The sequence below is a fragment of the Variovorax paradoxus genome (genome assembly GCF_009755665.1).
Taxonomy (GTDB): Bacteria; Pseudomonadota; Gammaproteobacteria; order Burkholderiales; family Burkholderiaceae_C; genus Variovorax; species Variovorax paradoxus_G.
The window spans coordinates 4,333,931-4,354,176 of sequence record NZ_CP046622.1 but is presented as its reverse complement, the minus strand read 5'-3'; the positions used below and the strand labels follow the sequence as shown (position 1 = coordinate 4,354,176).

At 64.4% G+C, this 20,246-nt stretch carries 22 protein-coding genes; 12 read left to right on the top strand and 10 right to left on the bottom strand.

Features of this window, described 5'->3' with window-relative positions:
• Positions 1 to 85 precede the first annotated feature (85 nt).
• From GOQ09_RS20265 to GOQ09_RS20245, 5 genes are all read right to left on the bottom strand, one after another.
• Positions 86 to 529 (bottom strand): MaoC family dehydratase, encoded by a 444-nt coding sequence (locus GOQ09_RS20265; RefSeq protein ID WP_157615159.1) that lies wholly within the window; start codon positions 527 to 529, stop codon positions 86 to 88.
• Complete coding sequence (locus tag GOQ09_RS20260) at positions 522 to 2,177, bottom strand: AMP-binding protein (protein ID WP_157615157.1); 1,656 nt, start codon at positions 2,175 to 2,177, stop codon at positions 522 to 524. The genes GOQ09_RS20265 and GOQ09_RS20260 overlap by 8 nt, the downstream gene beginning before the upstream one ends.
• Positions 2,174 to 2,914: a nitroreductase gene (locus GOQ09_RS20255; protein ID WP_157615155.1), complete on the bottom strand. Its 741-nt coding sequence runs from the start codon at positions 2,912 to 2,914 to the stop codon at positions 2,174 to 2,176. The genes GOQ09_RS20260 and GOQ09_RS20255 overlap by 4 nt, the downstream gene beginning before the upstream one ends.
• 148 nt (positions 2,915 to 3,062) lie before the next feature.
• On the bottom strand, positions 3,063 to 4,082 hold the full coding sequence (locus GOQ09_RS20250) for an AraC family transcriptional regulator (RefSeq protein ID WP_157615154.1): 1,020 nt from the start codon (positions 4,080 to 4,082) through the stop codon (positions 3,063 to 3,065).
• Positions 4,083 to 4,127: 45 nt separating this feature from the next.
• Entirely contained in the window at positions 4,128 to 4,256 is a 129-nt protein-coding gene (locus tag GOQ09_RS20245; protein ID WP_242630894.1) for a helix-turn-helix domain-containing protein, read from the bottom strand.
• Between the two features lie 894 nt (positions 4,257 to 5,150).
• Here GOQ09_RS20245 and GOQ09_RS20240 point away from each other — a divergent pair.
• The 7 genes from GOQ09_RS20240 (at position 5,151) to GOQ09_RS20210 (ending at position 11,331) form a co-directional block, all read left to right on the top strand.
• Positions 5,151 to 5,639 carry a C40 family peptidase gene (locus tag GOQ09_RS20240; protein ID WP_242630893.1) on the top strand — a complete coding sequence of 163 codons (489 nt, stop codon included), beginning with the start codon at positions 5,151 to 5,153 and terminating at the stop codon, positions 5,637 to 5,639.
• Between the two features lie 121 nt (positions 5,640 to 5,760).
• A complete protein-coding gene (locus GOQ09_RS20235; protein WP_157615153.1) occupies positions 5,761 to 7,827 on the top strand; it encodes a carbon starvation CstA family protein in 2,067 nt (688 codons plus the stop codon).
• An 8-nt stretch (positions 7,828 to 7,835) separates the two neighbouring features.
• The gene (locus tag GOQ09_RS20230) at positions 7,836 to 8,042 is read left to right on the top strand and encodes a YbdD/YjiX family protein (RefSeq protein WP_126748093.1); all 207 of its coding nucleotides are present in this window, start codon (positions 7,836 to 7,838) and stop codon (positions 8,040 to 8,042) included.
• Between the two features lie 125 nt (positions 8,043 to 8,167).
• Entirely contained in the window at positions 8,168 to 9,433 is a 1,266-nt protein-coding gene (locus GOQ09_RS20225; RefSeq protein ID WP_207309876.1) for a glutamate carboxypeptidase, read from the top strand.
• Between the two features lie 120 nt (positions 9,434 to 9,553).
• Positions 9,554 to 9,973 (top strand): sel1 repeat family protein, encoded by a 420-nt coding sequence (locus GOQ09_RS20220; protein WP_157616777.1) that lies wholly within the window; start codon positions 9,554 to 9,556, stop codon positions 9,971 to 9,973.
• Between the two features lie 152 nt (positions 9,974 to 10,125).
• Positions 10,126 to 10,464: a DUF1161 domain-containing protein gene (locus GOQ09_RS20215; protein WP_157615152.1), complete on the top strand. Its 339-nt coding sequence runs from the start codon at positions 10,126 to 10,128 to the stop codon at positions 10,462 to 10,464.
• Between the two features lie 33 nt (positions 10,465 to 10,497).
• The gene (locus tag GOQ09_RS20210) at positions 10,498 to 11,331 is read left to right on the top strand and encodes an alpha/beta hydrolase (protein ID WP_157615151.1); all 834 of its coding nucleotides are present in this window, start codon (positions 10,498 to 10,500) and stop codon (positions 11,329 to 11,331) included.
• Positions 11,332 to 11,335: 4 nt separating this feature from the next.
• Here GOQ09_RS20210 and GOQ09_RS20205 read toward each other — a convergent pair whose 3' ends face one another.
• The 3 genes from GOQ09_RS20205 to GOQ09_RS20195 are packed head-to-tail and all read right to left on the bottom strand — an operon-like array spanning position 11,336 to position 13,774.
• Positions 11,336 to 12,166, bottom strand: a complete 831-nt coding sequence (locus GOQ09_RS20205; RefSeq protein WP_157615150.1) for an urease accessory protein UreD — start codon at positions 12,164 to 12,166, stop codon at positions 11,336 to 11,338.
• A gap of 40 nt (positions 12,167 to 12,206) precedes the next feature.
• Positions 12,207 to 12,728, bottom strand: a complete 522-nt coding sequence (locus GOQ09_RS20200; RefSeq protein WP_157616776.1) for a nucleoside deaminase — start codon at positions 12,726 to 12,728, stop codon at positions 12,207 to 12,209.
• 20 nt (positions 12,729 to 12,748) lie between these two features.
• Positions 12,749 to 13,774: an ABC transporter substrate-binding protein gene (locus GOQ09_RS20195; protein ID WP_157615149.1), complete on the bottom strand. Its 1,026-nt coding sequence runs from the start codon at positions 13,772 to 13,774 to the stop codon at positions 12,749 to 12,751.
• A gap of 335 nt (positions 13,775 to 14,109) precedes the next feature.
• Here GOQ09_RS20195 and GOQ09_RS20190 point away from each other — a divergent pair, with 335 nt between their 5' ends.
• Complete coding sequence (locus GOQ09_RS20190; protein ID WP_157615148.1) at positions 14,110 to 15,192, top strand: aromatic ring-hydroxylating oxygenase subunit alpha; 1,083 nt, start codon at positions 14,110 to 14,112, stop codon at positions 15,190 to 15,192.
• Between the two features lie 309 nt (positions 15,193 to 15,501).
• On the opposite strand, the gene GOQ09_RS20185 is transcribed toward GOQ09_RS20190, so the two are convergent.
• Complete coding sequence (locus GOQ09_RS20185; protein WP_157615147.1) at positions 15,502 to 16,803, bottom strand: D-amino acid dehydrogenase; 1,302 nt, start codon at positions 16,801 to 16,803, stop codon at positions 15,502 to 15,504.
• A 128-nt stretch (positions 16,804 to 16,931) separates the two neighbouring features.
• Between GOQ09_RS20185 and GOQ09_RS20180 the strand changes: the two genes are divergently transcribed.
• Together GOQ09_RS20180 and GOQ09_RS20175 are read left to right on the top strand one after the other, a co-directional pair.
• Complete coding sequence (locus GOQ09_RS20180; RefSeq protein WP_055803119.1) at positions 16,932 to 17,399, top strand: winged helix-turn-helix transcriptional regulator; 468 nt, start codon at positions 16,932 to 16,934, stop codon at positions 17,397 to 17,399.
• A gap of 57 nt (positions 17,400 to 17,456) precedes the next feature.
• Positions 17,457 to 17,855, top strand: coding sequence for an OsmC family protein (locus GOQ09_RS20175; protein ID WP_157615146.1), 399 nt, complete (start codon positions 17,457 to 17,459; stop codon positions 17,853 to 17,855).
• A gap of 31 nt (positions 17,856 to 17,886) precedes the next feature.
• Here GOQ09_RS20175 and GOQ09_RS20170 read toward each other — a convergent pair whose 3' ends face one another.
• Positions 17,887 to 18,219: a winged helix-turn-helix transcriptional regulator gene (locus tag GOQ09_RS20170; RefSeq protein ID WP_157615145.1), complete on the bottom strand. Its 333-nt coding sequence runs from the start codon at positions 18,217 to 18,219 to the stop codon at positions 17,887 to 17,889.
• Between the two features lie 126 nt (positions 18,220 to 18,345).
• Between GOQ09_RS20170 and GOQ09_RS20165 the strand changes: the two genes are divergently transcribed.
• Both GOQ09_RS20165 and lpxO read left to right on the top strand, forming a co-directional pair.
• Positions 18,346 to 19,218 (top strand): NAD(P)-dependent oxidoreductase, encoded by an 873-nt coding sequence (locus GOQ09_RS20165; RefSeq protein WP_157615144.1) that lies wholly within the window; start codon positions 18,346 to 18,348, stop codon positions 19,216 to 19,218.
• Positions 19,219 to 19,313: 95 nt separating this feature from the next.
• Positions 19,314 to 20,210 (top strand): lipid A hydroxylase LpxO, encoded by an 897-nt coding sequence (gene lpxO, locus GOQ09_RS20160; protein WP_157615143.1) that lies wholly within the window; start codon positions 19,314 to 19,316, stop codon positions 20,208 to 20,210.
• Positions 20,211 to 20,246: the final 36 nt, after the last annotated feature.

Genomic DNA, 20,246 nt, shown 5'->3' with positions numbered 1-20,246 from the left:
ATTGGAGCGGCGAGTCTAGGAGCTGCGCTTTACCGCGGCAATGACAACAAAGCCTCGTTTTCTGCCAAAGACGCGATGGGATGCCTCAGTTGTACTCATTGAGCAGCACCGTGCCATGTGCAAGAACGCTGGTCCGGTCATCCGCGCTTTTTACCCAGCCCTGCATCTCGATGATGCTGCCTCCTCTCGGGCGGGCCGCGATCGACAAGACATTCCATTCGATGAGCACCGTCTCGCTCGCCCGCACGGGACGCAGCAGGTCGACCGAGAAGTTGATTCCCAGCACATTTCCTTTCTTGGCGAAGTGGCTGGCGGTCAGCCCCATCAACAGCGACGTGGTGTGCGTGCCGCTTGCTATCAATCCGCCGAAGCGCGTGCCTCTTGCAAACTCCGCATCGTGGTGCAGGGGGTTGTCGTCTCCCGCGGCCAGGGCAAACCTCCTGACTTGCTCTTCGTCGAAGGCGTGCGTCCGCGAGAAACGGTAGCCGGGCACTATGGGTGCCGCGGCGGCGGGTTCGAATTCAGTCATGCGGCCTCGCGAGCCCGGTGATGGCTTGCTGGCTTCCGGCTTGCTGGCGCAGCCGGAATTTCTGGATCTTTCCCGTGGCCGTTTTCGGCAAGCTGCTGAAGATCACGCGGCGCGGACACTTGAAATGCGCCAGCCGCTCCCGGCAGAAGGCAATGATTTCTTGCTCCGACGGCGCCATGGCACCGGCCCTGAGTTCGATGAACACGCAGGGCACCTCTCCCCATTTCTCGTCGGGCTGGGCGACCACGGCGGCATGCAAGACTGCGGGGTGACCGTGGACGACGTCCTCGACTTCGACGGAAGAGATGTTCTCGCCGCCCGAAATGATCACGTCTTTCGAACGGTCGGTGATCTGCGCATAGCCGTTGCCGTGGAGCACCGCGACGTCCCCGGTACGGAACCATCCGTTGGCGAGCGCCTTGCGCGTTGCGGCCTCGTTCTTGAAGTAGCCCATCATCACCGTGTTGCCGCGCAGCATGAGCTCCCCCGCGGTTTTTCCGTCGTGCGGAACGGGTGCCAGGGTGTCCGCATCGCCGACCATGAGGCCTTCGAACATGGAGGCGCGCACGCCCTGGCGCACCCGCAGCTTGCCTTGCTCGTCTTTGGGAAGATCGTCCCAGCCGTCTTGCCACGCGCAACTCACCGGCGTGCCGCAAACCTCCGTGATGCCGAAGACGTGCTCCACGTCGAAACCCATGGCCAACACGCTGTTGAGCACGGCAAGCGGAGGAGGGGAGCCCGCGGTCAGCACGCGCACGGGGCGAGACAGTTTGATGTTTTGCGCCGAGTCCGCGAGCATGGCCATGACGACCGGCGCCGCGCACAGATGATCGATCTCGTGCCTGTCGATAGCCGCCAGCACCGCCTCGGCCGACACTCTGCGCAGGCAGACATGGGTGCCGGCCGCCGCCGTGACGGCCCAGGTGAAGCACCATCCGTTCGCGTGGAACATGGGCAGCGTCCACAGATACTTCGGCGCCCGCGGCATGGCCCAGTTCGTGATCTGCAGCAGGCTCATGAGGTAGGTGCCGCGGTGGCTGGCGACCACGCCCTTCGGGTCTCCCGTGGTACCGGAGGTGTAGTTCAGGGCAATGGGGTGCCATTCATCGCTCGGCCAGCGGCCGGGAAAGGCCGGGTCTCCGCTCGCGAGCAAGGCTTCGTAGTCGGTCTCGCCGATGCGTTCACCGGGTGGCGCGAGGTGGTCGTTGATGTCGATGACCGCGGGAGGCTCATCGAGCAGCTTCAAGGCAGAGGCGACCGTTGCAGAGAACTCGCGGTCGACCATCAGCAACTTGCATTCGCCGTGGCGCAGGATGAACGCAATCGCTTCGGCATCCAGGCGGTGGTTGATCGCATTGAGAACGGCGCCTGCCAGCGGGACGCCGAAATGCGCTTCCAGCATGGCGGGTGTGTTGGGCGCCAGCACAGAAACGGTGTCCCCCGGCTGAACGCCGCGGATCACCAGCGCCGAAGCAAGGCGATGGCAGCGCTCGCGCGTCTGCGCCCAGGTTCGCGACAGATCGCCGTGCACCACGGCCGGGCGTTCCGGATGCGCCAGAGCGGCGCGATCGAGAAAGCCCAGTGGCGTCAGCGGCACATGATTGGCCTCGCAGCGGTCGAGGCCTTTTCCGTAGGATTCCGCGCTCATGCTCTTGTCTCCTTTGCATTGTTGTGGAACGTCGTGAATGAGGAAACCGGCTCCCGCTCGGTGACGAGGGAGTTTTCGATCGACGAATCGTCCGCGTAGCCCAGGCTCATGCCGCAAACGAGCATCTGGCCCGCGGGTATTTCCAGCAGCTCGCCGATCTGGCGATGAAACTTCAGGAAGGCGGCTTGCGGGCAGGTGTGAAGGCCCCGGCTTCGTGCGGCCACCATCACGCTCTGCAGGAACATGCCGTAGTCCAGCAGGCTTCCTTCCTGGAGCGAGCGGTCGACCGTGAAGAACAGGCCCACAGGCGCATCGAAGAACCGGTAGTTGCGGCCATGCTGCAGGTGCATGCGCTGCTTGTCGCCCTTGGCAATGCCAAGCAGGCCGTAAAGGTCCCAGCCGACCTTGCGGCGCCGCTCGAGGTAAGGGGAGAACCATTCACGCGGGTAGTAGTCGTAAGGCTCCAGCAGTTCGCCAGATCTGCGGGGATCGTCGTCGAGCGCCGCAATGGCAGCGGACAAGCTCGCCTTCGCAGGCCCGGTCAGCACATGCACATGCCAGGGCTGCATGTTCATGCCTGAAGCGCTGTAGCGCGCGGTCGATAGGATCGCTTCGATTTCTTCCCGTGGCACAGGCCTTGGCAAATACGCTCTCACGCTGCGCCGGGTGGCAATTGCCCAATCGACTGCCGCTTGCAGAGTTTCTGCGCTGAGCGGCGGTGCCATCATTCGGTTCATTCCAGGGGTTCCTTGCTTTCAACAAGCGCTTGGCGCACGCCAGCTGCGGGTGCGAGCGGAGGTTAGTTCTGCGAGAGACCGAAGCCCATGCCCGGACGCCTCGATTCGATCGGGGCCTTTGGGCATGCGAAGCTCTTCCTGGGAGCGCCTATTCCCGGCCAGGGCGAGAGGAGCGATAGGCGCCGGGGCTGACACCTGTCCACTTCTTGAAAGCGCGATGAAAAGCGCTTGTTTCCTGGAAGCCCGTCCGGGCCGCGACCTCAGCCACCGTCAATGTCGCGCTCGACAGCAGATCGATGGCAATGTCCCTCCGAAGGTCGTCCTTCACGCGCTGGTAGTTCACGCCCTCTTGTTGCAGGCGGCGCTGGAGCGTGGTGCCGGAAACGCAGAGTTCCTGCGCAAGCTTCTCCAGCTCCGGCCAGGCATCGGGCAACTGGCTGCGCAACCTGTTGCGAACCTGCGCACTGGTGCTTGCATCGTTGCGGTACTTGACCAGCAGGTTGGCCGGTGCCGCACGCAAGAAATTGTCGACCGTGTCCGGAGATTCCGCGATCTTCAAATCCAGCAGATCGCTTGCGAACGTGATGTGCGTGGTCTCGCCGTTGAACTTCACGTTCTCGCAGAACCGCGTACGGTAGTGGCTGTCATCGCCAGGAGGCGGGCACCGGAACTGCATCTCGCGCAGGGGAATCCGCCTGTGCACGAGCCAGCATGCCAGGCCATGAACGAGGATGAACCAGGTGCCGTAGCCGAACAGCCGGCGCAGCACGCCCCCGTCATGCAAGATGACGCGGGCCTCGTCCGCCGAGCGGACCAGCTCCCCGTGAAAGTCGTCCAATGTGGCGTGAAGAAACCTGAGGATGCGGCGCAGCGCGTGCTCCAGGTTGTCGGAGCTGACGGCCGCGCGCGTCATGAGCGCATAGCTTCCGCGGCGAAGCCCGTGGCTGTCGAGGCCGAAGAACTCGTCGTCCATCAGGTCGGCCAAGGCCACCCACATGCGCGAATAGGCCGCGGCCGAAATGCGGGCGCGCGGAGCGTTCAGCAGATCGCGATCCAGTTTTGCGCTTTCAAGCACGCTGCTGATGTCCATGTTCCTGAGCGCCGCAGCGTGTATTGCCTCGTGCACGAGCTCGATGGAGACGGTGCCCTTCAACCCTGCTGATTTCATGCAGACTCTTTGCAAACAGATGCCATGGCGCCGTTCATCTCCCGATCAACCCAACCCTTGTGCCTGCCTTCGCCGCCAGTCTCCCGGCGGCACGCCGAAGCGCCGCTTGAACGCCCGGTTGAAGGCTGCTTCCGACTCGTACCTTGCGTGGTCGGCAATGATCTTGATCGGCACTCGCTGCTCTTCAAATGTTTCGCGCCCAGCTGCAGGCGCCAATGCGCCGGGGGTCGAGCGTGATGCACGAGCTGATCAAGCGAGGCGCTGCAACGCTGAGTTTTTGAGGAGGGGCAATAGCAAACTGCCCGAGTCCATATCATTGCAATCCTGCATGGTTGCCGCGCGCTGGGATCGAGCCGGCACGCGCGGTGGCTCTAAGTCTATGCAAATGCCCATCTGAAGGCCAACAGAAATAATGTTCAGCACAATTCGCCGGCTTGTCCTTGTAGTCGCTCTAGGAAGCGCCACAACCTTTTCTTTCTCGGCAGCACTACAAGACCAGAAACTAGACCGGGCTATTGAAGGCGTGTGGTGCACTTCCGTCGATGAGGGGAAGAGCTGTTTGGGATACGAGGAGTACAAAAACGGAAGAATAACCGTCTGTGGAGGCGAGACGTCCACAGGTGCTCCTGCTCTTGTTGAAGGGCGCTACAACATTCGGGGCAGCCGCAGTTGCACCCTCATCACTGCCAGCAATGAGCCGTCGATGAAACCGGGCAGTCAGATATGCATTGATATCCTGCACATTGATCAGACCTCGCTCCAATTTCGGTATGCCAGCATCGAAAACATGGAGATGCAGCTGAGTCCCAAGGGCGGAGCTCCCGACAAGGGCATGCCGATGTACCGGGTTCCGCCAGTTCAGATGAGTTGTCGTGAGAGGGGGAAGTGAAGCGCGTTGATGATCTCGATTCCGTCCACGTATCACGTGTACCAGTACCAGCAACGGCCGGTTTGAGGGCTCTTTCAGGCCTGTGCGCTGCTCGCGTTAGAGTCTGGCCACGTCCACAAGACCCGCCATTCCACATGCAAGACTTGCAAGACGCACCCGCACCTACGCCACGTTCCCGCATGCCTTTGCCGCTCCGGTTGCTTCGGCTGCTCCCCATTGGCGCCTGCCTCCTGGCGCTGGGCTGCGCAAGCCCGCGCCTGCCCCCTTCGACAGGCACCTACAGCACCTCACCCCTGACGGCCGAGCAATCGAACGGCGTGGCGATCCATGCGCTTGGCCTGGTCGGCACGCCGTACCGCTATGGCGGCAACACGCCCGAGGGCGGGTTCGATTGCAGCGGCCTCATCGGCTATGTGTACAAGAACAGCGCCGGCCAGGCCATGCCGCGCACGGTGGCCCGTTTGGCCGGGTTCGGCCGGCCGGTGCCGGCGTCCGACATCCGATCGGGCGATCTGGTGCTCTTCGGTGCATCCACGCCATCGCATGCAGGCATTTATGTGGGCGCAGGGCAGTTCGTGCACGCGCCGTCCACCGGCGGCGAGGTGCGGCTCGACCGGCTCGACGGCGTGTACTGGTCGCGCCAGCCGCTGCAGGTGCGCCGGCTCTGAATTTGGGTTTTCTCCGGGTTTTCCATTACGCAAAGCCACGCACGCGGGCCGCGCGGTGCGACGGATGCGGGCTCGGGGCTGACGCGGAACACTCCCGGGTTCAATTCCAGGAGACATTCCCATGCACAGCATCCGCCGCCACCTGGTGTGGCTCGCCGTGGCCGTGCTCGGCGCTTTTGCGCTGGGCACCGTTGCCCTCACGCGCGGCGAAAGCGTCAACGCCCTCTGGGTGGTGACCGCCGCGATCTGCACCTACCTGATCGCCTACCGCTACTACAGCCTGTTCATCGCCGAGAAGGTGCTGGTGCTGGACGGCAACCGCAAGACGCCGGCGCACCGCCACAACGACGGGCTCGACTACGTGCCCACCGACAAGAACGTGCTGTTCGGCCACCACTTCGCGGCCATTGCCGGTGCCGGCCCGCTGGTGGGCCCGGTGCTCGCGGCGCAGATGGGCTACCTGCCCGGCCTCTTGTGGGTGCTGGCGGGCGTGGTGTTCGCGGGCGCGGTGCAGGACTTCATCATTCTGTTCATCTCCACGCGGCGCGACGGCCGCTCGCTCGGCGACCTGGTCAAGCAGGAGATGGGCGTGGTGCCCGGGATGATCGCGCTCTTCGGCACCTTCATGATCATGATCATCATCCTTGCGGTGCTGGCGCTGATCGTGGTGAAGGCACTGGCCGAATCGCCGTGGGGCACCTTCACGGTGGCGGCCACCATTCCGGTGGCGCTCTTCATGGGCGTGTACCTGCGCTTCATTCGCCCGGGGCGCATCGGCGAGGTGTCGCTGATCGGCTTCGTGCTGCTGATGCTCGCCATCTTCGGCGGACAGGCCGTGAGCCAGAACCCCGAATGGGCGCCGCTCTTCACGTTCGACGGCAAGGCGCTCACGTGGATGCTCGTGGGCTACGGCTTCATCGCCGCGAGCCTGCCGGTGTGGCTGCTGCTGGCGCCGCGCGACTACCTGTCGACCTTCCTGAAGATCGGCACGATCATCGCGCTGGCCATCGGCATCGTGTTCGTCATGCCCACGCTGCAGATGCCGGCCGTCACTCAGTTTGCGCAGGGCAACGGACCGGTGTGGTCGGGCAGCCTGTTCCCGTTCCTGTTCATCACCATTGCGTGCGGTGCGGTGTCGGGCTTTCATGCACTGATTTCCTCGGGCACCACGCCCAAGATGCTCGACAACGAGCGCCATGCGCGCTTCATCGGCTACGGCGGCATGCTGGCCGAATCGTTCGTGGCGGTGATGGCGCTGGTGGCGGCTTCGTGCATCGAGCCGGGCATCTACTTCGCAATGAACAGCCCGGCCGCGCTGGTGGGCAGCACCGCGCAGCAGGCGGCGCAAACCATTTCGAGTTGGGGCTTCGTGGTCACGCCCGAGATGCTGGTGCAAACCGCCAAGGACGTGGGCGAAACCACCATCCTCGGCCGCGCGGGCGGCGCGCCGACACTGGCCGTGGGCATGGCCCACATTCTTCACCAGGTGATCGGCGGGCAGGCCATGATGGCCTTCTGGTACCACTTCGCAATTCTGTTCGAGGCGCTGTTCATCCTGACGGCTGTGGACGCCGGCACCCGCGCGGGCCGCTTCATGCTGCAAGACCTGCTGGGCAGCTTCGTGCCCGCGCTCAAGCGCACCGACTCGCTGCCGGCCAACCTGTTTGCCACCGCACTGTGCGTGGCGGCCTGGGGCTACTTTCTCTACCAGGGCGTGGTCGATCCGCTGGGCGGCATCAACACGCTGTGGCCGCTCTTCGGCATTTCCAACCAGATGCTGGCCGCGGTGGCGCTGCTGCTCGGCGTGGTGGTGCTGTTCCGAATGAAGCGCGAGCGCTATGCGTGGGTGGCCATTGCGCCGGCCGCATGGCTGCTGGCCTGCACGCTCACGGCCGGCTGGCAGAAGATCTTCTCGCCCGACCCGAAGATCGGGTTTCTCTCGCACGCCGCAAAGTACACCGAAGGCCTGGCCAACGGCGTTCTGGTGGCGCCCGCGAAGACCACCGAAGCCATGTCGCGCATCGTCTTCAACGACCGGCTCGACGCCGCGCTGTGCGCGCTGTTCATGTTCGTGGTGCTGAGCGTGCTGGTGTACAGCGTCAAGGCATGCCTTGCGGCGCGGGCGGCCAACCGGCCTACCGCGCAAGAAACACCGTTCGAACCGATGGCCGCATCGGCCGCACGCTGAGCACAGCCATGGCCCTCGCATTGCCGGAAGCCGGGCGCTACTTTGCCCGCTCGCTCAAGCAGTCGCTGCGGCTCATGGTCGGGCTGCCCGACTACGACGCCTACCTGAGCCACATGGCGGCCACGCATCCGGGCCAGCCGCCGATGAGCTACGAGGCTTTCTTCCGGGAGCGCCTCGAGGCGCGCTACGGCGCGGGCAAAGGGCGCTGCTGCTAGGCCGACGGCGCCCGTCCGTCCGTTCTGTTCGCTTGACCCGCGCGGAATGCGGGTGATAGCCTGAGGGAGCCCGCGTAAGCGGGCTTTCTTTCGTCCAAGCTCGAACGAACAACAGAACGGAATCCATGACTCTTCTTCACAAGCGCCACTACTTCAATAAATCCGCGCCGTTGCGCGCCGCCTGCCAAGGCGCGGTGCTGGCTTGCGCACTGTTCGCCGGTGCCGCCATGGCGCAGAAGCCCCACCAGGGTGCGCTGGACGCAGCCACGCAGCAGAAGGAAGAAGCGCTGAAACTGCTGGAGCGCATGGTCAACATCGACTCCGGCTCGGCCAACACCGAAGGGCTCGACAAGGTGCGCGAGATTGCAGTCGACGAACTGCGCAAGCTTGGCGCGCGCATCGAGATCTTTCCGGCGGAACCTCATCCCGGCACCAACGTGGTCGCCACGATCACGGGCCAAGGCAAGAAGAAGATCCTGATCCTCGCCCACATCGACACCGTGTTCAAGGACGGCACGGCCGCGGCCAAGCCGTTCTACATCAAGGACGGGCGTGCGTATGGCCCCGGCGTCATGGACAACAAGGGCGGCGTGGTCGCCGGCCTGCAGGCATTGAAGATCCTGCAGACGATCGGCTTCAAGGACTATGGGCAGATCACCTTCCTCATCGACACGAACGAAGAGGTCGGGTCGGTGGGTACCAGCGCGCTCATCGAGCGCATCGCCAAGCAACATGACGTGGCGCTGAACCTGGAGCCGGGTCGCCCGGCCGACGGACTCGTGGTGGAGCGCAAGGGCTCGGCCACGGCGCTCATCGAAGTGAAGGGGCTTGCCTCGCATGCGGGCGTTGCGCCCGAGGCGGGCCGCAATGCGGCGATGGAAGTGGCGCACCAGGTGCTGCAGCTGGCGAAGACGGGCGATGCGGCGAAGAAGACCACCGTCAACTTCACGGTGCTCAGTGCCAACGGGCCGACCAACGTGATTCCCGCCACCGCAAGCGCAAGGGGAGATGTGCGCGCCGCCACGCCTGAAGAGCTCGACCGCGTCGAGAAGGACCTGGTTCGCATCTCGCAGAACAAGCTGATTCCCGAGACCGAAGTGCGCGTGCGGCTCATCCGCGGCCTGCCCCCGATGCCGCGTTCGCCTGCGTCGGACAAGCTCGTGGCCATGGCCGAGGGCATCTACGCCGAGATCGGCAAGAAGCTCACCATCGAAAGCAGCGGCGGCGCGGCCGATGCCAGCCTGGTGGCCGGAGTGGGCGTGCCGGTGCTCGACGGCTTCGGCATCGTGGGCGGCGGCATCCATACGCCGGACGAATACGCCGAGGTCGAAAGCGTGGTGCCGCGGCTCTATCTGCTGTCCCGCATGCTCATGGACCTGAGCGCCAACTGAAGCGGGATGAAGCGCGGCCTCAGGCGCGGCCTGAGGCCGCCTGTGTGAATTCCAGTTTCTTTTTGCAAGCGCTTGCTGCCACGATGCCCTCCACCCAAACAACTGGTGGAGAACATCGACATGGCATCCGAATTGAATCAAATCGCAAGCTGGTCGCTGCGCTGGCGCATCGTGCTGGCCGGTGGTCTTTGCCTGATGGCGGTGCTCTCCGCGGCGCAGCCGGCGGAACCGAAGATCGTGTTGCATGCCGAGCAACGCTTCCAGCTGGCACTCGAAGCACAGACGGCCCGCGACTACCGCACCATGCTCGATGAGCTCCGTCAGGCTGCCGGAGAAGGCAGTGCCGAGGCGCAGGAGATGCTGGGCATGGTGCTGCTGGCGGGGCCCACGCTCTACGGATCGGCAGTCAAGGCAGACCGGTGCGAAGCCCGCGGCTGGATGATGAAGGCCGCGTCGCAAGGCAGCGACACGGCGAAGAGCCAGCTCGTTTTTCTGAACAGAGTGCGTCAATCTCCTGCGGGCAGAAGCGCTTGCGAATAGGCTTCGACAGGTAGGCGGACGGATGAGTCTGCATCCAGGCGGCCGTGACCTGCGGTTACCAGTGCGTGTGCGAGGATGCTTCTTCCGGAAATGCGGGGCTAGACTCTTGGCTCGCAAACCCCTCGGTACCCACGGTCCGAGACAGACTCATCATGAAACCCTGGTTGATTTACATCGCGCTTGCTTCGGCGGGCACTGCCAACGCCGCCGCTGAAAATTGCGAAGCCCTGCGTACCCAAATCGAAGCAAAGATTGCCGCCGCCGGTGTCACTCGGTTCACCGTAGCCACCGTCGATGCCAATGCCGAGGCGAGCGGCCAGGTGGTCGGCAGCTGCGAGCTCGGCACCAAGAAAATCGTCTATCAGCGCGAAGGCGCACCATACACACCGGATGCAGCCGCGAAAGGCGCGCCTCCGCGCGCGGGCGACGAACGCATCCTGACGGAATGCAAGGACGGGACGGTTTCCGTCGGCGGCAACTGCAAGAAGTAGCGGCCCGGCGCAAAGCCTCTTCCGGAGAAAACCTTGTCATCCAAAGCCTTCCGCATCGCACTCTCGGCTTCGGCCGCTGCCATTGGCGGCATCGCCGCGTACTGGACGCTCCTGGCAACACGCCAGGGGCATATTCTTTTCAACGCCCGAAAGCTCCCCGTCGTTCATCTGTCGGACGACTTTTCTACTTACTCGCACACGGTGCCGGGCGGCATGGTGCGCGGGTACGTCTATCACCCGCATGGCGAAGAGGCACTGCAGGACCTCTTCATCTATTTCGCCGGACGGGGCGAGGACGTGCGCGCCACCGCGCAGGCATTGCACTGGCTCCCGGAAGGCTTCGGCTTTGCCGCGATCAACTACCGGGGCGTGGCCGATTCGCAAGGCCATCCCTCCGAGATCGCCTCCGTTGCGGACGCCATCCAGCTTGCCCGCCACTTGCGCAAAGCCTTTCCGCAGGTGCGCCTGCACGTGGTCGGCCGAAGCCTGGGCACGGGCGTGGCCATCCAGCTGGTGGCGCAGCAGGAGTTTTCGAGCCTTCAACTGGTCACCCCCTACGACTCGATGCTGGAAGTGGCCAAGAGGCGCTTTCCGCTCGTGCCGCTTTCATTGCTGCTGCGGCACCGCTTCGATTCGCTGACGCACTGCAAGGAAGTGGCCGCCAAGACGCAGGTGCTGCTGGCCGAGCATGACGACGTGGTGCTGCCCGAGCGTTCGCAGAAGCTCATTGCCGCGTGGCCGACACCCGTCGCGGTGCAAACCATTCCTGGCTCCGACCATCACAGCATCATGGGCCTCGAAGCGACCTGGCTCCACCTCGTCGACTTTGCGCTGACGGCCATCCTTCCGGAGCCGAAGGCCGCTTGACGGGCTAGGTGGTCCAGATGCGCGGCGAGCTTGCAGGCAACTGCCACAGCTCCGCGCGCCATGCCTGCCACACCTGCCGCAGCAGCTGCATGGCGGGCTCCACCACCGGCGCGAGCACGCGCAGCACGACGATCTCCGCATGCGGGCTGGTTGCGCCCGCGCTCTCTTGCAGGCCGTGCGCATCGATGGCCGAGCGTGCGAGCGCGAGCAGCGCCTCGCGCCGCGCACGCGCGGCCGGCGTACCCGACACGAAGAACAGCGACGCAATGCAGCGATGCCCGCCGAAGCCCAGCGGGCTTTGCAGCAACCGCTCGTCGGCCGCGTCGATGCGCCCGCGCTCCAGCCAGATGCCCGGCACTTCGATGTGCTGCAGATACGTACCGCGTTCAAAAGGCTGGCTCGCGTTGGGCAAGCCCAACGCAGTCACGTCCCAGCCGATCATCTCGGCGCCGGGCTCGGCCTCGATGGTGAGGCGGTTCTCGGCCTTGCAGCCGCTGTAGCAGATCGCCTCGAGCGGCAGCCATTCGAGCCGCGCACCCTGGGCGAGCCGGATTCGCGTGCGCTGCAGCGCCAGTTCGCCTTCGGAACGATAGAAGCGCGAAGCACCCGGCGTGGTGATGAGCCCATGGCTGCCGTCCGCCGCTTCGATGTCGATGTCCAGCGTGTCGCCGCCGACCAGCCCGCCCGGTGGATGCACCAGCACGTTATGGCAGATCGCATCGCCTTCGGGATAGAGGCTCTGCAGGATGCGCAGCGGCCCGTCATGGCGAAAGCGCGCAACGCTGCGAGCGGATTCCTGTCGGTAGTCGAGATGAAGGTGGGCGTGCCAGGGCATCCAACGAGTCTATTCGCCCCGCCGCTGTCTCTTGCGAGCCCTATTTCCAGGCGCCGTCGTGGGCCGCACTGGCTTCGTCGAGCAACGCAGGTCCGATGCATTCGATAGGATGCGGCGACGCGCGAAACACATCGCGGCACGACAGCTCCGCGTCGCGCTGGTCTTGCCGCTCGCCGCGGAACACGCGCAGCCGCTCGGCGTCGATGCCGAACACCACGCGGCCGATGTTCGACCAGAAGATGGCGCCCGCGCACATCACGCAGGGCTCGCCCGATGCATAGATGGTGGCGCCCGCAAGCTCTTCGCGCGTGAGGCCTTTCCCGGCCAGCGCGCGCAGCGCATTCACCTCCGCATGCGCGGTGCAGTCGCCGGTCTCGGTGTTGCTGTTGCCGGCTTCGGCCAGCACCTCGCCCGCGGCCGAGACGATGACCGATCCGAAAGGCCGGTTGCCACGCCGCCGCGCCGCGTGCGACCAGACGATGGCCTTGCGCAGGTAGCGTTCGTCGCGCTCGTCGAGGGTGGTTTCTTCAGGGGGTACGGTGTGGCTGTTGCTGATGTTCATGCCTTGGGTAATGTCTTGGCTCATGTCCTGGAAAGGGTGCGTTCGCTGCGCGATGGCAGCATCGAAGTGTTGAAGATGGCGTCGGACGCGGGCTTGACCTTGAGGCCGAATACGTCGACGACTTCGTCGACCTGCTGCTCGAGCGTGAGCTTCCTGATGTCGCCCAGGCCATGGCCCCGCGTGTCCGCCGCGCCGACGTATTGCGCGGTGACGCCCCAGCGCTTGAACTCCATCTTTTCGTCGAGGATGGGCTCGCGCTGGCGCATGGCCGCGATGCTGGGTGCCGGGTTGGCAAAGGTCTCGACGATGGCGCGGTTGGTGGCGCGCAGAAAGGCCGCAACCAGCTTGGGGTTCTGCGCAATGAGGTTGCTGCTCGCGAGAATGGCGTTGCCGTACAGGTCGACGCCCGCGTCCGCATACTTGAGCACTGAAAGCTCTTCGGCCTTCATGCGCGCGAAGAGCGAAATGGCGGAATCATGAAAGTAAGTGGCTGCATCGACGTCGCCGCGCACCATCACGTTGTCGCGCGCGCTGAAGTCGGTGGTCTGCCACTGGAAGGCATCGCTGCGCATGCCTTGCTTGCGCGCCACCATCGGCCAGGCGCGGCGGGTGGATTCAACGGCCGCCGCGGCCACCTTCTTGCCCGCAAGGCTCTTGAAGTCGCCGGTCACGCCGCGGTCCTTGCGGCCGATGATCACGAAGGGTGCGCGGTTGTAGTACTGGTACACGGCCTGCACCATCGGGGTGCCCGGGTTCTGCGCGTTGAACTCGACCAGAGAGCTGATGTCGCCCAGGCCCAACGGGTAGACGCCGCTCGCAATGCGCGTGATAGACGCGACAGAGCCGGCGCCGGTGTCGATGGTCACGTCCAGGCCTTCGTCCTTGTAGTAGCCCTTGCTGTGCGCAAGAAAGAACGGCGCAGTCTGGCCGTTGATGCGGAAATCGAGCGTGAACTTGAGCGGAGTCAGCTTGCCGCCGCCCTGGGCGAACACAGCAGGAGCGGCAAGGGTGGCGGCACTGGCCGCAAGAAAGAATCGACGTTGCATGTGGGGCCTCGGAATTCTCGGGTCTTGAACCCTCCCGCTCAAGGCAGGAGGCACTTCAAGAGCAATTTCCGGGCGGGCGCACAACGGTGGTGCGTGCGCTGCTGAACGCTTCTACTCTTGCGCAGGTTCATGCACGAGCCATGCCAAGCCGCATGCCACGGTCTTTTGCTCGGGCAGTGCGATCGGGTGCTTGGAGGGTGCGCCGGCCCGCGCCACAATGCGGGCGCGCAATTTGCATGGCAAGTGCGCAGAGTAGAAGCGTTCAGCCCCCGCGGCAGGAAATTGCTCTTTCAGTTTCGTTCGTACCCACGCGCAACAACAGAAGGAGTCCACGCATGCTCGTCACCCAACAACCCGTCTTCCGCAAGTTCTGGCATGCCGTCATGCCGCTTGCCGACCTGGCCCAAGGCCCCAAGCCCTTCACGCTGCTGGGCGAGGACATCGTTCTCTTCATCGATGCCGACGGCCAGCCCGCGGCGCTGCGCGACCGCTGTTGCCACCGCACGGCCAAGCTTTCGAAGGGCTGGTGCGTCGACGGCGAAGGCAAGGCCTGCGGGCAGGGCGCCATCCAGTGCGGTTATCACGGCTGGACCTACGACCGCAGCGGACAGGTGATTCGCATTCCCCAATACGAGCCCGACCGCAAGATATCGCCGGAATACAAGATCACTGCCTACCGCTGTACCGCGCGCTACGGTTATGCATGGGTGGCGCTGGAAGAACCTGTTGCGGACATTCCGGCGATTCCGGAATTCACCGACCCGGGCTATCGCACCATCTTCCAGTTCTATGAAGAGTGGCAGACCAGCCCGATGCGCGCGCTGGAAAATTCATTCGACAACTCGCACTTCAGCTTTGTGCACCGCGCCACCTTCGGCGTGGCCGCAAGCCCGAAGCCAAGCAAGTACGAGCTGGTGGAAAACGAAGGCGGCTTCCATGCAGAGACCGTGATCGAGGCGGTCAACCCCACCAAGTTTCACGCCATCAGCGGCGTGACGGACCCGATCACCACGCGCCACATGCGCAACGCCTACTTCCTGCCGTTCTCGCGCCGGCTCGACATCGAATACCCGAGCGGCGTGCGGCACATCATCATCAACTGCTTCACCCCCATCGACGATGGCCGAATGCAGCTGTGCCAATGGCTGTTCCGCAACGACACCGAGGCCGATTGCGCAGCGCAGATGCTGATCGACTTCGACGAGGAGATCACGCGCGAGGACAAGGACATTCTCGAATCGACCGACCCCGATGCGCTGGTCGATACGCGGCGGCGGGGTGTCGAATATTCGATGGAGTCCGATCGGCCGGGGATGCTGATTCGCAAGCACCTGATGCAGTTGCTTGCGAAGCATGGCGAGGCGGAGGTTTATCGCGGGATGAACGCTGTGGCCATTCCGATTGCGAAGGCTGCCTGAGTTTTTTTTGGCGCTGTTGGTGTTGTTCAGGGCGGCGCACCCGCCGACGGGGTACCTTTCTCCGCGAATGTCCCCCGGCCTGCGGCCTCCTCCTTTATTTCGCTGCGCAAGGCACCCCGCCAGCGGGTGCGTTATCCGGAGCGGTCGTTGATCGGCGGTACACCCAGAGCGTGCCCAGGTGCACAGGGCATCGGGTGCTCCACGCAGCGAAATAAAGGAGGAGGGGCGCAGCCCCGGGGGACATTCGCGGAGGGGAGTACCCGGTGGCCTTTGCACGCGCCATGAACAGCAGCCCCAAAACCGCAGGCCTCAGGCCGCAGCAGTCGCAGGATTCGGACGCCTAGTGTGCGACGTCCCTTGCGTATAGCGGTCCATCGCCAGCCCGTCCGTCCGGATCTCCGGCCGCTGACCCGTCACGAGATCGGAGATCAGCTTGCCCGAGCCGCACGCCATCGTCCAGCCCAGCGTGCCGTGGCCCGTGTTCAGGAACAGGTTGGGGTAGCGCGTGGCGCCGACGATGGGTGTGCTGTCTGGCGTCATCGGGCGCAAGCCGGTCCAGAAGGTGGCCCGCGGCAGATCGCCGCCGGGGAAAAGGTCGCTCACCACCTTCTCGAGCGTGGCGCGGCGATGCGGGTTCAGCCGCAGGTCGAAACCGCCGAGCTCGGCCATGCCGCCCACGCGAATGCGGTTGTCGAAACGCGTGACCGCCACCTTGTAGGTCTCGTCGAGCACGGTCGATTGCGGCGCCAGCGACTCGTCGAGGAGCGGCACCGTGAGTGAGTAGCCCTTGACGGGATACACCGGAATGTCCAGCCCCAGCGATGCGATGGCCGCACGCGAATAGCTGCCGAAGGCCATCACGTAGCGGTCGGCCGTAAGAATTTTGCCTGCCTTGGTGCGCACGCCGGTGATGCGGCCGCCGTCGGTCTCCAGTCCGTCGATGGTTTGGCCGAAGCGGAAGTCCACGCCCAGGCCACGCGCAATGTCGGCAAGGCCGCGAGTGAACAGATGGCAGTCGCCCGTTTCGTCGTTCGGCAGGCGCAGGCCGCCCGTGAGCCGGTCGCGCGCACCGGCCAGCGCCGGCTCAACACGCGCGAGCGCATCGCGGTCGAGCAGTTCGTAGGGCACGCCGCATTCCTTGAGCACCGCAATGTCGCGCTGCACTGCATCGAGCTGCGCCTGCGTGCGGAACAGCTGCAGCGTGCCGCCGGTGCGGTGTTCGTATTGAAGGCCGGTTTCGGCGCGCAGCTGCTGCAGGCAGCCGCGGCTGTATTCGGCCACGCGCATCATGCGTTCCTTGTTCACCGCGTAGCGCTCCGGCGAGCAGTTGCGCAGCATTGCCGCCATCCAGCGCAACTGGAACAGCGTGCCGTCCGGGCGGATCGACAGCGGCGCGTGCTTCTGGAACATCCACTTGATCGCCTTCAGCGGAATGCCTGGCGCGGCCCATGGCGTCGAGTAGCCGGGCGACACCTGCCCGGCGTTGCCGAAGCTGGTTTCTTCCGCGGGGCCGGCCTGCCGGTCGAGCAGCGTCACGTCGGCACCCGAGCGCGCGAGGTAGTAGGCCGTCGTGGTGCCGATCACGCCGCCGCCAAGAACGATGACTTTCATGGGTATTTACCAGAATGAAGGTGAATACACGAAATCTAAGGCGCACAATGCGGTGGATTTCATCGTTTTAAGGAGGTTTTCAGTGAAATTCACTGAAAACTTTTGCCCAACGCCACGCGAGGAGTGAAATGCCCGAACTCGACCGCATCGACCGCAAGATCCTCGACCTGCTGCAGCGCCAGGGCCGCATTTCCATGACCGAATTGGCCGAGCGCATCGGCCTGTCTGCATCGCCGTGCGCCGAGCGCGTGAAGCGCATGGAACGCGAAGGCGTCATCAGCGGCTACCACGCGCATGTGTCGCCCGAGGCGCTGGGCAAGACGCTGCTGGTGTTCGTCGAAATCAAGCTTTCCGCCAAGTCGGGCGACGTGTTCGACAAGGTCCGCAAGGAACTGCTTCACATGCCCGAGGTGCTCGAGTGCCACCTGGTCTCGGGCAGCTTCGACTACCTGGTGAAGGCGCGCCTGAGCGGCATGAGCGAGTACCGGCACCTCTTGGGCGACATTCTCAAGAAGCTGCCCGTGGCGGCCGAGTCCCACAGCTATGTGGTGATGGAAGAAATCAAGGAAACGCTGATGCTCGCGGTCGACCGTTGAGCCAGGCCAGGGGCTACCATCGCGCCGGCACTCACACCCACCACCAAGGACATCGGCATGAGCATCACGGTCCGGCGCGACGGCATCACGGGCACGCGTCACATTCTCAAGATTCGCAGCCACGAGATTCCCATCGATGCCTCGCCGGCCGGCGGCGGCAGCGATGCGGGGCCGGAGCCCCATGACCTGTACGACGCGTCGCTGGCGGCCTGCAAGGCGCTCACGGTGTTGATCTACGCGCGCCGCAAAGGCATGCCGGTGGCAGACATCGAGGTGATCGTCGACCGCGACGACAGCGAGGAGCGCAAGGGCGTCTACCGGCTGAAGTCCAGCCTGCGCGTGACAGGCGAATTGACCGAGGCGCAGCGTGAGGAGCTGTTGCGCGTGGCGGGCAAGTGCCCGGTGCACCGGCTCATGACCGAGGTGAAGACCGAAATCGAAACCGGCTGGGCCTGATCGGCACCGGCACGCGGGGCACCGGCAAAGCTCAGCGCGCCGCGCTCGCGCGCTTGGCGTAGCGGTCGCCCCAATCGGCCAGCGGCCCAAGCGCCGTATTGAGAGAAGCGCCGAGCTTGGTCTCCGAATACTCCACCCGCGGCGGCACTTCGTGGAACACCTCGCGGTGCACGATGCCGTCCGCCTCCAGTTCGCGCAACTGCTGGATCAGCATCTTCTCGCTGATGTCCGGCAAGAGCCGCTTCAGCTCGCCGAAGCGGCGCGGCTGCGCATGAAGCTCCCACAGGATCACGGCTTTCCACTTGCCGCCGATGACCTCGAAAGCGGGGCCGATGCCGCAGTTGTAGGGTTTTTTGGTTTTCATCCGTTCTTGCCCTTGCTGGTTCACTACATACGTTTTGGTAAGTACCTCACTTTATTGTAGGTACTTGACCTTTGGAGTGTGAAATTCCTACGATGCAGGCCTCTTCACAAATTGCGGACGGCTGGCATGAGCAACAAGGAAATTACCGTACTGGGCCTGGGATCGATGGGCGTGACCATTGCGCGGCTCTACCTCGACAAGGGCTACAAGGTCACGGTGTGGAACCGCACGGCGGACAAGGCCGCGGCGCTGGTGAGCCGCGGCGCCGTGCTTGCGCGCAGTGCCGCCGAAGCCTTGCGCGCGAGCCCGGTGGCACTGATGTGCGTGTACGACTACCGCGCGGCCGACGCGATTCTTGGCGCCGAAGGCGTGGCCGCGGCAATGGACGGCCGCTTGCTGGTGCAGCTCACGACCGGCAGTCCGCAGGACGCGCGCAATGCCGAAGCCTGGGCGCAGCGCCAGGGCGCGACCTACCTCGAAGGCGCCATTCAGGCCGCGCCCGACCAGATGGGGCAGGCCGATACGCCCATCCTCATGTCGGGTGCACAACCCGTGTTTCGCGCGGCCGAGCCGTTGCTCGGCGTTCTGGGCGGCGGCATCGTGTACCTGGGCGAAAAGGCGAGTGCCGCGGCGGCCATGGACCTGGCCACGTTGTCCACCATCTACGGCACCATGCTCGGCTTCTTGCACGGCGCGCGCGTGGCCGAGCACGAGGGCTTCGACGTGGCCGAATACGGCCGCATTGTTGCGGGCATCATGCCCACCTTCGCCGGGTTCCTGCAGCACGAAGGCAGTGTCATCCAGTCGGGCAACTTCGCAATATCGCAAAGCCCCATGCGCATTTCGGTGGAAGCGACCCAGCGCATCCTGCAGACCGCGCAGCAGGCCGGCATCAACACAGAGTTTCCGGCGTTCGCGGCGGGGCTGTTCCAGCGGGCCGATGCAGCGGGGCTGGGTGGCGAGGAGCTCGCCGCGCTGATCAAGCTGCTGCGCAGCTGAAGGGCCTGTCAGGGGCTAAAAAGGGCATGAAAAGGCGCGTCAGGCCGGAAAAAGTGTGAACAATTACACTACGACCCGCTCTACAGGACACTTTAATGAAGTGGGTCATTCTCGCCATCTTCGCGCTCAGCGCACTCTACGTTCACTTCCGCGGCCAGGTCCGGCATCGTTTTTTCAGACAGCTTTCTGATCATTCGACCTTCCTGGCGCCGTTGAACGCCTTCATGTACATCTTCTCGAAGGTGCCGAGCACGCCGTACCTGTCGCCCGCGCAGTTCCCGGAAATGCGCGTGCTCGAAGAGAACTGGGAAGTCATTCGCGAAGAGGCGCTGGCCATGCGCAATGGCGGCAGCATCAAGGCCTCGAGCCAGTTCAACGACGTGGGCTTCAACTCCTTCTTCAAGAGCGGCTGGAAGCGCTTCTACCTCAAGTGGTACGACGATGCGCATCCCTCCGCCGCCGTGTTGTGCCCGCGCACGACCGAGCTGCTCAAGGGCATCGGCACCATCAAGGCCGCCATGTTTGCCGAGCTCCCGCCGGGCAGCCGCCTGGTGCGCCACCGCGACCCGTTCGCGGGTTCGCTGCGCTACCACCTGGGCCTGTGGACGCCGGGCGTGGAGGGCTGCTACATCGACGTGGACGGCCAGCGCTACCACTGGCGCGACGGCGAGGCCGTGGTGTTCGACGAAACCTACATCCACTACGCCGAGAACACGACCGACAAGGACCGCGTGATCCTGTTCTGCGACATCGAGCGCCCGCTGAAATACCGCTGGGCCAGTGCCGTCAACCGCTGGTTTGCAAAGAACCTGTTGGCCGCGGCCGCTTCGCCCAACGATGTTGGCGACAAGACCGGCGGCATCAACCGCGCGTTCAAGTACATCTACCAGATCCGCGTCATCGGCAAGCGTCTCAAGGCTTGGGACAAGCGCGCGTACTACCTTGTGAAGTGGTCGATCTTCGGCGGCCTTGCACTCTGGATCTTCTGGTAAGGCGCTATCCTGTCCTTTGCCGCGCGGTGCCTGGCC